This window comes from Capnocytophaga sp. oral taxon 863 str. F0517 (assembly GCF_000466425.1).
Classification (GTDB): Bacteria; Bacteroidota; Bacteroidia; order Flavobacteriales; family Flavobacteriaceae; genus Capnocytophaga.
Window position 1 is genome coordinate 1 of the sequence record NZ_KE992171.1, and the last position, 1,061, is coordinate 1,061.

A 1,061-nucleotide genomic window follows, 5' to 3' on the forward strand; every position below is an offset into this window, starting at 1 on the left:
TGTGCAACGGCTAAGGTGAAGATAGAGGTAACCGGAGATAGCGCTTCGACCCCAACGATCACCGCCAACAACGATCCAGAATATACAGTCCCCGCAGGAGGAATGGTAGATATACTTAGCAATGACCGAGTGAATGGAGATCCCGTATCCCCTTCACAGCTGACCATTACCATCGTAAATAAGGGAGGCCTTCCCGACCTTATTATTGACCCAGCATCAGGCAAGCTTAAAGTGCCCGATACAGCGAGCGCAGGAGGCCCTTATGAAGTAACCTACCGAATATGCCTCTCTCCAGCAGGTACCCCTTGCGATGAGGCTAAGGCAATAATCAAGGTGTCCGGGGCACCTCGTAGGATTGAAGCGAAAGATGACGACTTGGGTCGTATCCCCAATGCAGTGAATTACACCTCTACCCATACGGTCTTCTCCAAAGGGGTAGATACCTTAGAAGGGGTATCGGGTGTATTGAAGCCAGGAGAGGATGTGATCCTCGTCCCAGGAACAGCTCCTCATGCTGATATTAGCATGGATACTGCTACAGGTAAGATTACCATCAAGGCTGGTACTCCTGCAGGACAGTACGAATATCAGTATACGATCTGTGAGAAAAACAATCAGGACAACTGTAGCAATACCGCAACAGTGCGCTTTGAGGTAAAAGCATCTGCTATCACTGCTAACGATGACAAGGTATGGAAAGTAGGTACTAAAGGAGGCCTTACCCCAAGTATCTTGAACAACGATATACTTAATGGTAAGACCGGCCTCTCTCAGAGTGATGTAGAGATAGGAGTTCCTCAAGGAGAAACTAATGATGTAGTTCACTTTAAGATGAATGAAGATGGACGTATTAAGGTTGAAGAAGGATTAAATCCAGGACCCTATACATATCATTATGTCATTAAGGATAAGGCAAATGAAAATGTCTACGATACGGCGAAAGTTACCATTGAAATAGTATCTTTTGCTGCCGCCGATGATGAATTTACCGAGATCAACAATCAAGATCAGCCTAAGACAATCGAGGAGAGTGTCTTGAAGAATGATGAACTTGATGGCAG

At 45.8% G+C, this 1,061-nt stretch carries 1 pseudogene; it reads left to right on the forward strand.

The annotated features are described in order from the left end of the window. Positions 1-1,061: pseudogene (locus HMPREF1551_RS14045) on the forward strand (gliding motility-associated C-terminal domain-containing protein); the annotation flags it as partial.